Annotated in this window: 7 protein-coding genes and 1 pseudogene; 4 read left to right on the plus strand and 4 right to left on the minus strand. The window is 23.4% G+C overall.

The genetic code is table 4. The annotated features are described in order from the left end of the window. Nucleotides 1-86: 86 nt before the first annotated feature. The 4 genes from AACK95_RS05940 to plsX form a co-directional block, all read right to left on the minus strand. The gene (locus tag AACK95_RS05940; protein WP_338979943.1) at nucleotides 87-1,820 is read right to left on the minus strand and encodes an ABC transporter permease; all 1,734 of its coding nucleotides are present in this window, start codon (nucleotides 1,818-1,820) and stop codon (nucleotides 87-89) included. A gap of 117 nt (nucleotides 1,821-1,937) precedes the next feature. Then, nucleotides 1,938-5,501 carry an FtsX-like permease family protein gene (locus AACK95_RS05945; protein WP_338979944.1) on the minus strand — a complete coding sequence of 1,188 codons (3,564 nt, stop codon included), beginning with the start codon at nucleotides 5,499-5,501 and terminating at the stop codon, nucleotides 1,938-1,940. A gap of 8 nt (nucleotides 5,502-5,509) precedes the next feature. Next, entirely contained in the window at nucleotides 5,510-6,223 is a 714-nt protein-coding gene (gene rnc, locus AACK95_RS05950; RefSeq protein ID WP_338979945.1) for a ribonuclease III, read from the minus strand. A 28-nt stretch (nucleotides 6,224-6,251) separates the two neighbouring features. Beyond that, complete coding sequence (gene plsX / locus AACK95_RS05955) at nucleotides 6,252-7,280, minus strand: phosphate acyltransferase PlsX (protein ID WP_174481261.1); 1,029 nt, start codon at nucleotides 7,278-7,280, stop codon at nucleotides 6,252-6,254. A gap of 616 nt (nucleotides 7,281-7,896) precedes the next feature. On the opposite strand from plsX, the gene AACK95_RS05960 reads away from it, so the two are divergent. The 4 genes and pseudogenes from AACK95_RS05960 (at nucleotide 7,897) to AACK95_RS05975 (ending at nucleotide 11,636) form a co-directional block, all read left to right on the plus strand. Then, a complete protein-coding gene (locus AACK95_RS05960; protein WP_338979946.1) occupies nucleotides 7,897-8,757 on the plus strand; it encodes a hypothetical protein in 861 nt (286 codons plus the stop codon). 32 nt (nucleotides 8,758-8,789) lie between these two features. Further along, the gene (locus tag AACK95_RS05965) at nucleotides 8,790-9,281 is read left to right on the plus strand and encodes a hypothetical protein (protein WP_338979947.1); all 492 of its coding nucleotides are present in this window, start codon (nucleotides 8,790-8,792) and stop codon (nucleotides 9,279-9,281) included. 213 nt (nucleotides 9,282-9,494) lie between these two features. Beyond that, nucleotides 9,495-10,580: pseudogene (locus AACK95_RS05970) on the plus strand (IS256 family transposase); the annotation flags it as partial. Nucleotides 10,581-10,685: 105 nt separating this feature from the next. Then, entirely contained in the window at nucleotides 10,686-11,636 is a 951-nt protein-coding gene (locus AACK95_RS05975; protein ID WP_338979951.1) for an IS30 family transposase, read from the plus strand. The last annotated feature ends 79 nt before the right edge of the window (nucleotides 11,637-11,715 follow it).

Below are 11,715 nucleotides of genomic sequence, written 5' to 3' on the forward strand. Positions count from 1 at the left end.
AATATCGCCAATAACTTTAACACTAATAAAATTAAAAATTTTGCTAATATTTAAATGATGATATTTTTTAAAATTTTTACTACTAATTAAGTCAAGTGGTTTTTTTGTAAAAATAAATAAACTATAAAAAAACTAATAATTACTAATAACAATAAAGGAACAGTTACCACAATAATTGTCATATGCACATTTATATATCATCCATAGTTAATTAGCGCTAAATATAAGTTATGACTATTAATAAGAATATGACTAATAAATACTGATATTAAAACACCAATAATAGCAAAAATAAATAAAAGTCAAATAATAGCTAAAACTAAAGAAATTGTTAATTGTCAATTTTTATAACCCAATGCTTTTAAAATTCCAATTAATTTATGATTATGATGAATCATCTTTCATACTACCATTAAAATAATAACACTAGTAACAGTAAAAACTAATGTTAAAAATATTATACCAACATTTTGTTTTAAATTAATTCGCTCATTTAAGAAAAAAATAGCATTTTCATTATAAGGTCTTCATAAATAATCATCATTTGTTAAAATACTAGCAACATTAGCAAAATTTATACCATTAGTAAGATTTTGATAATGATGACCATATGCTAATTGATTATGTAATATATTACATAATCATGGATTTAAACTACATTCAGGATAAACGGGATTAAAACTATTTTTTTGTTTATTTTTATCAATAAAACCCTTAAAATCATTATTGATGTTAACCATTGTATTACTATTAACAAAAGCAACGGTTTTATTTTTTGGATCCATCAATCCACTAATATTATTAGCAATAAAAGCACTATTTCGACTAGTAACAAATCCTCTAACAGTAAAAGTACGATTAACAATATTGTACTTATCACCAATTTTTAAATTATTATTATTAGCAAATTGTTCATAAATTAAAATTTCATTATCTTGTAATGGTAACTCTTCCAAACTTTGTTTATAATTACCTACTAAAATTGGTGGATCAATAATATTTTTAAGAACTGTTTGTGTAAAGAGAAAAGATTTACCGGTCATTAATAAATCATTAACTAAAGTATATTGATTTCATTCAATATTTTGAAATAACATGCCATTAATAATTAAAAAATATAGTTGTGATTGCAAAGAAATATCAATTGTATTATATTCATGATTAGTGTATGATATTTTATGATAAATTTTATCTTGATAAATTTTTAATGCTTTATCATTTAAAATAAAATAGTTTACTTGATTAATATTTGTCTTTCCATCATAAACATAACTATTAATTAAATTACGCATTGCATTTTTATATTCTTCAGAAGAGTTATAACCTTGATGATAATCATTAGAAACTAATAGTTTAAAATCAACATAATCATGATGATATTTAGTAGATATATTATTTCCAATTTGTAAATAATTATTAGCATGAGAATCACTTAAATCACTACTACCATTAAAAATAAAACGATAAGTATCGCTATTAGCATTAACTAAAGCAATTTGAAAAGTTGCATGATTTAATTTAAAAGTATCAATACTATCATCTTGTTTATAATATGACATATTTTCCAATCATAATCCTAAATGTGTTTTATAATAATTATATTCTTTTTCAAAACTATTTTTTTCAATTGGTAATTCATTTAATTCTTGAAAATTAGTATTTTGACTAATATCATTTAAATATTGATTTTCTACATATTGATCAGAAAATTGAATGCTTAAAAAAGTTATAATCATAATCATAACTAAAAAGCCTAACCCTAAAACTTGAATAATATTTTTTCTTTGTTCACGCAAATAATTAAAAAATATTTTTACCATATTCCACTAACCTCAGTTGATACTTCAAATTAATTTTATCAATTTAAAAATATTTTTTAAAATTAAAACATTTTAATGTGTAATTTTTTATTTAATAGCAGCAAACCAGATTATATATTATTTAGTTAATGTCATTAATTGTTTATTATTAACGTTTAACTTTCAAGTAATAATGTATGAAACTAAATAAATTAAAATATTTATACTAATCATCAATGCAAAATATCATCAAGGAAAAACAATAGGAAATGCGATTTTTGCAAAAGTTGCTAATAAATTAGAAAGTACCATTACTAAAGAAGGAACAATAAAAACAGCAACCAAACTACTCATTACCAATGCCGGTATTATTACCAGAAAGAAATTATAAGAAACTTCTAATGCCGTATAGCCTAAACTTCGTAAAATATTAATTAATATTAAATTATCACGAACACTAATATTAGTAACAATAACAATAATCATTAATGATAATATAACACTAAAAATACCAAAAAATGAAATGATTATTTGTAAACTATATTGATTATTCTTCATAATACTACGTAAATTACTAATATCATACACTAATGATAATGAAGTACTAATACCTTTACTTTCCAAATATCCTGAGTGTGAAATTTGTGCTAAATCAATATTATAATCATTTTTATTACTAATAATTGGTAAGTAATGTTTAAACTCATTATCAGTAAATTTGCTTAATTTACTATTAGCAAAATTATTTTCTAATAAGTCACTTTTACTACCAAACAAAATCTCATTAAGTCAAAGTTTAGGCATTACTATTATTTTTGGATCTAATTTATTAATATAATCATAAGCAATACCAATTATATATTTTATTTGATTATCTAATCCTTTATACCTATAAATAACACTATTATTAAGTTGTTCTCCACCATTATAAACATTGGCAACCGAAGGTAAAGCAGAAGTAGCCATTGGAATAAATTGAACAGCACTACTATCTGGATTTTTAATTCCTAATTTTTGAATTAAATGATTACGAATATTAATAAATTGTTTATCTTGCCAATTATTAGAAACTTCCATATCAGCTAAATTTAATTTACTAAAAGTAGAGAAATCACTTATACTAAAATTTAGAGATAAAAAATCACTTAAACTATCATCAATACCATAAGCAGTTCTTGGTGCACTTCAATTTTTAAAAGATTCTTTTGATAAGGTTTGTGTATCATTATCAAAAACAGCACCAAGCTGATTAGGAAGTAACAGATTAGCCTTATCAAGTTCTAATTGTGTGTATGGTACTTCATACTGTTCATCATACGGAATTAAACCAAAACTTACCAATAAATCAGTATTGTTTTTATCGTTATTATTGGTTAAATAATTAAATAATATTTTATTTTTTTCTAAGAAATCCTTAACTATTGGTGGAATCTTTGATGGATTAGCAGCAATTCACTGTTTTATTTTTAATAATTCACTACCCATAATATAACAATTTTGAACATTAATCATAATTGATTTATTAGGATTAAGAGGATCAAATCGTTTAATTGCCGCTAATAATTCTGGATATAATGAAATTTTGCTTTTAATATTATCAACACTATTAAATTGATACATTAATTTATTTTCGTTATTAATAAAGTTAGTTTTAATATTATCATCAAATTGATAACCATTTTGATAATTAAAATTAGTTCCCGCAAATTGTGAACCTAACATATTATTAACTAAACCACTAGCAGCAAGCGCAAAGAATACTAATGTTGCAGCAAAAATAATAGTAAAACACATAATTAATGTTTTACCAAAACTACGTAGTGAAGTAGTAACGGCCAACTTATTACGATAACTAAATCTACCAATCACATATCTTGCAATAAAAGTAAAAGTTGAACTAATATTTATTTTATATTTTTGTTTTGAAATATTATTAGTAATTAAATCTAAGGGTTTACTTCTTAATAAGAATAATACCATTAAAAAACTAATGAAAGTTAAACTAATGATTGGAATAACAAGTAATAAAATAGCGATAATAATATTAAAGTACCAATCATAACTAATTAAGGCAACAGTACTAATATTAGTAATATAAATTAAATAATGCGCAACTGGAATCGAAATTAAAACACCAATAATAGCAAAAATAATTAAAGGAGCAATAATTGAAATTACTAATGATATACTTAACTGTCAATTTTTATATCCTGTTGCTTTTAAAATTCCAATTAATTTTTTATTACGATCAATCATTTTAAAAGTAATAATAAAAATAATAATAGTAGTCACAATAAAAATCAAAATTAAAAATAAACTAGAAATCTCTTCAATAACATTAATTCTATTATTAATGGAACTAAAAGATCATTCTTGCATACTAGTATAAAATCTAAGATTATTGATATTTAAGGGTGAAACTATTTTATTATAATCAATACCATTATTATAATATTTTGTACTTGCTATATCAGTAGGTGTTTTATAAGTTGCATGAAGATAATTATAAATTCATTCATTGTTTATTTGTGAATCAATATTTTTAGCCAAATCAGGATTAATACCTAAAAAAAAATCATCAATATTATTGCTAAATGCCTTTAAATCGAATTCAACTTTGCGCATCGTATTACCATTAGTAAAAGCGACAGTATTATTTTTTAAATCAAGTGAATTACCAAAATAACGACCAACAAATGCTGCTAATGAGCTTGTAGCATAACCACGAATAATAAACGTTTGTCCAGCAATTACATAATTTTGACCAATATGTAAATTATTTAGTTCAGCAAAATGTTTGTAAATTAAAATTTCATTATCTTGTAATGGTTTTTCTGTTAAACTTGGGCTACCATCTTTGACAATAATTGCTTTATTAACAATATATTCGGGCCCTGTTTCAATAAAAGCAAAATTTTTACTAGTAATTAATAAATCACGGACCATAACAGCATGTTGTCATTCAATATCTTTATATAACATTCCCATTGACATTATTTCATATAACTTAGATTCATTTTTAATATCTATTTCACTATAGTTTCGATTAGCATATGACAATTGTCCCTTAAAATTATCATTATAAAACTGTAAAGCAGCTTCACTAGTAATCATAAAATTTGTTGCATTTTCTGGATTTTTTTCTGGATGTAATGGATCATATAGATATTGATTTAGCATATTAGCATATTGTTCTATCGTTGCTTTATGAATATCATAAGATGGATAATTAATAGGAATATTAATTTTAAAATCAATATAATTATGGCTAGTATCATTAAAAAGACTATCACCAATAGCAAAATATTCTTTACTACTAGCGTCCCCACCATGAAAAGTAAAACGATATATATCAGGTCTAGTAGCATCTGGTATTGTTAACTGAAAAGTAGCTTTTGCCATCTTTTCTTTATCAATAGTATTATCTTTTTGATAATAATTAATATTATTTAAATAAGAACCAGCTTTATCTTTTTCATTATATTTTCCATCAAAATTAACATATTCTACTGGTGAAAAAAATGTATATTGATCAAATTCATTATGAGCAATATCGTTAACATATTGTTCAAATAAATAATTATTAGAAAAATTTAATGATAAAAAGGCAATAATCATAATCATTACTAAAAAACCTAAACCAAACATTTGTAATAAATTGTTTTTTTGTTCACGAATATAATTACGTAATAATTTAAACATGTTTATCCCTACTTATGATCACTTATTAATAAATTAGATTTTGACAGTTTTGCTAAAGCTGACTTTGCTGCTTCTTGCTCAGCTTTCTTTTTATTTGTTCCTACTCCTTTCCCCATTAGTATTTTATTATCTAAATACACATGAACAATAAAATAAGTAATATTATCTTTTTTAATTTGTTCCATAGTTTTATAATTAATAGGATCTCTTTTTTCTGCCTGTACTAATTCTTGTAATTTAGTTTTATAATCAATAATTGTTTCTAACTGATTAGTTTTAATCAATTCAAATAAGGTTAAGTCTAAGATTTTTTTCACTGCACTATTTCCTAAATCAAGATATACTGCAGCAAGAAATGATTCAAAAACATCTGATAAAATGCTTTCTCGTTGTTGCCCACCTGTATTTTTTTCACCATTTCCCAAAAATAAATAATCTTGTAATCCTAAAGCAATTGCCACTGCTGCCAATGTTTCTTGTCTAACTGCTTTACTACGTAAACTTGTTAATTGTCCCTCATCTTTATTTGGAAATAAGTGTCAAATGTAAGTTGAAATATTTTCCCCTAAAATCGAATCACCCAAAAATTCTAATCGCTCATATGAATAATCTAAATTATGTTCGTTTGAAAAAGAACGATGAGTAAACGCTTCACGATAATTACGATTAGATTTAATTTTTTCTAAAATACTCGATTTTAAAATATGTTCAATATTAATCATATTTTTCTCCTTAATACTTATTTATAAATTATAATTCTTGAATTTGTTTAGCTATTTTATTAGTAACATCTTGCTCAATAGCACGAATTAAAAGTTTTAAAGTACTATAATAAGATTTTTTATCACTAGATCCATGTGCTTTAAAAGCAATGCCATTAATACCTATTAATTGAGCACCACCTGTATTCTTATAATCAAAAGTCTTTTTAATATTTTTAAAAATACCAATTGACATTAAACCTAAAAATTTAGTTCATAAATTTTTTTTATAACCATTTTTAATTAATGTAAATAATAATGATGCCATGCCTTCAACTGATTTTAAAACAATATTACCTGAATAACCATCACAAATAATAATATCAACATCACCACTTAAAACATTTCGTGGTTCAATATTACCGTGAAAATTTAAAAAACTTAACTTTTCATTTTTTTGTGTTAATTGTTTTAGTTTAGCATATGTTGCTTTAGTTACTTCTGGACCTTTGCTTTCTTCAATACCAATATTTAGTAAACCAATTTTAGGACGTGAAATATTTTGAATAGTTTGACAATAAATATGACCCATTAATGCAAAATTAATTAATTCATCAACAGTATTTTCAATATTTGCTCCAACATCCAATAATACTACTTGTCGATCTTTTATTAAAGTAGGCATAATTGGCATGAATGCCGGACGTTTAATGCCTTTGATTTCGCCTAATAAAAAATGACAAGCACCAAGATAGGCAGCAGTTGAACCCGAAGTTAGAATCCCATCTGCTTTTTTATTTTTAACTAACTGAATAGCTTGATTCATAGAAGAATCAGTCATTCTAATACCAGCGAGTGGACCATCATTCATAGTTATTACTTGGGTTGTTGCTAGTATTGTTATTCTTGATGATAATGGCTTATTTTTTAATAAAATCTGCAAGTTTCCATTAATTTGTTTTTCATCACCAACTAAACAAATTTCAACGTTTTTGAATTCTTTAATAACTTCTAACGCTGCAGCAATAGCGGGCAAACTACCATGGTCTGAACCCATTACATCAAAAGCAATTTTCATAGTTCCTCCTAAAAACAAAAAATAATTTAAGAAACCTTAAATAATATTATATTATAATTATTGATAGTTTAATTATACGTTAATTTTTTTAATTCCTTAAGATTAACAATCCAACTAATACTGCATTTATTTATTTATTTTTAAATATGAATATTTCATTATTTGCTAGTAAAAAGTTAAAAAACAATTTATCTCTAATTATTTTGATATTGATTTTCTAAATAATTGTTTTTATTTACACCAGTTTTTTTTAAAGACCAAAACCCTTTTATTTATTTTATTAATAAAAAAACTTTAAAAGCAAAAAAACTAATATAAATATAAAAATATCTTATCATAATTTTACTAAAATCAAAAATAATCAAAGAATTAAAAAAAATATTAAAACATTTAATAGTGTTTATTTTAAAAATAAAAATAAACACTATTAATTTTATTATTATTCATAAAAATAAAAATAAAGTTAATTAAAAATAATTTTTATGTCAATATCGAGTGAAAATTTCCCAAAAATATTTATCAAAAAAAATAAAAAAGAAGTAAAATTTAACAAATAAAAGTTGCTTTGTTTTGAAAGTAAATATAAAAATATTTACTTTCAAAGGAGAACAAAATTATGAAATATTTTAGTCCAAGTTATTGATTTAAATTGTGAGTATTAACTGCTCCACTTTTAAATAATAAAATACAAGGTATTAATGGTAAGTCAATTGATAATTCAAATATTAAAAATTGAGTTAGAAAAAATACGACTAGTTTAGATTTAGTAAATCAACAATTAAATTTTGCAAGTAATAATCAAACAGATTTTATTATTAACAACCCAACAACAAATAGCAAAATAAATATGAATAAACATCGTCATGAAAAACACAGAAATCGATTAAAAAGAACATTAAATGGTAAAAACGAAATAAGGGGTAGTTGAGGTAAAGTAACTTGTTCATTTACACCAAAAACTTTTGAAGGAATAATAGCTGATTATCATTATTGAAAAGATAATCCTGCATGAGAACTTGGCGAAAAATTTAAAGAGGATATGATGCAACGATATAATTCTAATGATATTTCAATTACTTCAATTTTTCCATGAACATGAAAAGAAATACAACAAGTAGGTAAAACAATTTGAGATAATTTTTCAAAAATTGAAAAAGTATATACAGATAGTTCTAGAAAAGAACATATAGAAATTGTACTTTATGAAAAACCATTTAATTGATTTGATTTTGAATCAGTAAGAATAATAACAGAAGATGAGAAATATTATCCAAATAATCGTCTTGATAATTTAGAAAATGATTTTCCAGATTGAAATAAAGATATAAAAATTAATTTAGGAAAAATTAATCATAACGTTGATAACGAAATTAAAAGTGCCATAAAGAAAAAATATCATAATTTTAAATTATCAGAAGTTTATTTATTGGATAAATCTAATTACTCACACTTTATTGGCTATTTTGAAAAAAAATAATTGTTGGTACTTTTAGTCCCTATTCTTATGGTTTGACAAAACCAACTTTTACCTATGTAACACAAGATAAATTTAATGAAATTTCAAATATTATAGCAAATGATTCAAAAGTTAAACAATGATTTGCACATATAAATGAATGAAATTCTACTTTACCACAAGCAATCAATAATTCTAAAACATTTAATCCTCAAGCATTATATAATTGAAAAAGACAAGAAAAAGAAATAATAAAAGGTTATATAAGAGATTGAAGTTATATTTCAACTTTAATTGAACATGAATTAAAGTTAGATGAATTAAACAAAAATATTCAAGGAATCAAAGCAGATTTTGAAACTTTAAAAAAACAAGTTAATGAACTTGACAACAGACTTCTAAATCTAGAAAATAAATCAAATTTAAATTGTGAAAACACATTAACTATTGTTAATGGTGCTTTAAATACTATTCCCATAATTGGTAATGTTGTTGGTGTTATTACAACAATGGCTTCTGGTGCTTGTGCTATTGGTGGTGTATAATTTTATTTTTTTATATCTTTAAAATCAATTTTAAGACATCAAATTTGCTGCTCGACAAACAATTTAAAATTTTATATAGTTAAGTATTCACAAAAATAATCTTTTATAAAAAGAATTTTGGTAATGTTTAGTAATCTGTGTAACTTACAAAAATAACTATGTTTAATTAATTCTAGTAAATATAATTAAATGACTAGAAAGAGTGAGTTACAGATGGCTAAAAAAGATAACTTTAATAATAATGATCCAATATCAAAAGCAGTAGATTTATTATTAGAAAATACTGAAGATTTAACAACAGTTTTTAAAGAAGGGGGTTTATATAAAGAATTAACAAAACGTTTAGTTGAAAAAATCTTGAATTCTGAAATGCAAAATTATTTAGGATATGAAAAAAATCAACATAGTAATAGTGACAATGCTCGTAATGGTATAAGTTCAAAAAAATTAATAACTCAACAAGGTAAAATTGAGATTGATGTACCACGAGATCGTAATAGTAATTTTACTCCTGTAATAGTGCCAAAAAGACAGAGAAGATTTGATGGTTTTGATCAACAAGTTCTTTCCTTATATGCAAAAGGTATGACATTATCAGATATTAGAATGCAGTTACAAGAGTTATATCATGGTGCTGATATTAGTGAAAGTGTTATTAGTCAAATTACTGATGATGTGATTGATGATGTCAAAGCATGACAAAATAGACCATTAGAAGGCATTTATCCCATTATTTATTTTGATTGTATAGTAGTTAAAGTACGACAAGATAAACGCATTATTAACAAATCAGTTTATATAGCTTTAGGTGTTGATTTAGAAGGTAAAAAAGATGTTTTAAATTTATGAATTAGTGAAAATGAAGGCGCTAAATTTTGATTAGCAAATTTCACAGAAATGAAAAATCGTGGCTTAAATGATATTCTTATTGCTTGTAGTGACAACTTAACAGGCATGTCAGAAGCAATACAATCAGTTTATCCTAAAACTGAACATCAATTATGTATAGTTCATCAAATCAGAAATAGTTTAAAATATGTTTCATACAAACATCGAAAATCACTAGTTACAGATTTAAAGCCAATTTATAATGCATGTAGTGAAGAACAAGCAATGCAAGCTTTAGAATCATTTGAAAGTAAATGAAATAAACACTATCCTCAAATTGCTAAATCTTGATATAAAAATTGAGATAATTTAATGATTTTTATTAGTTATCCTCCAGAAATCAAAAGAGTGATTTATACTACAAATTCTATTGAATCTGTTAATAGTCAATTACGAAAAGTCATCAGAAATAGCTGAATTATACTTGTAAGTGCAAGTAAATAAAATTGCAAAAAATTCTCATATAAAAATTTCATAATGCTAAATTTAGTTTAGAAAAAAGTAAGTAGTTTTTATATGAGTTATAAACATCTTGGCATAGATGAAAGGATTTATATTGAGAATCAATTGAAATTTAAATTTAAAATTAGTGAAATAGCTAAAAATCTTAATCGAAGTATTAGTACTATTATTCGAGAAATTAATAGAAATAAAGATAATAATCATTATTTTTCATTAATTGCACAAAATAAAGCTGAAAATTGAAAACAATCACATATTAGTTTTCATAAGTTTAAAAATAAGAATTTAGTAAAATATGTACAACAAAAATTACTATTAGGTTGATCACCTGAACAAATTTATGGCAGAATTAAAAATTTTCATAAAGAGTGAGTTATTAGTTTTAAAACAATTTATACTTGAATTTATTTTGGAATGCTTGATAAAGTTACTAGTAAAAATTTAAGAAGAAAAGGTAAAAAACGAAAATCTAAAGAAAATCGTGGCAAGTTTAATGGTAAATCAATTAAAGAACGAGATATAAATGTTAATGATCGTATAACACTTGGTCATTGAGAAGGAGATACTATAGTATCATCAAGAGGCAAAAGCAAATCATGTTTAATAACTTTAGTTGAAAGAGTATCACGATTTACTTTAGCAATATTAGTTAAAAACAGAACTACTAAAGTTATTAATAAAAATGTCAGTTATTATTTATCAATTCTTCCTAAAAACATTGTTAAAACTATTACTTTTGATCGTGGCAAAGAATTTTCAAATTGACAACAACTTGAAAAAAATTTAGATGTAAAAATTTATTTTGCCAATCCATATTCACCTTGACAAAGAGGTACTAATGAAAATACTAATGGTTTAATTAGAGAAAAATTTCCTAAAAAATTTATTTTTTCAAAAACTAATAAAAATGAAGTTCATAAATTTATATTGTCTTTAAATCAAAGACCGAGAAAAATATTAAATTATCTTTCACCAATCGAATATTTGGATAGAAAAATAATTTAGTTGCACTTACCTTTACAATTTAGCTTTTATTATTTAATTCAAAGTTTATGTTTAGATTAACTACTAAAATTTATTTTCT

The organism is Spiroplasma endosymbiont of Lasioglossum malachurum (assembly GCF_964020065.1).
Classification (GTDB): domain Bacteria; phylum Bacillota_I; class Bacilli_A; order Mycoplasmatales; family VBWQ01; genus Spiroplasma_E.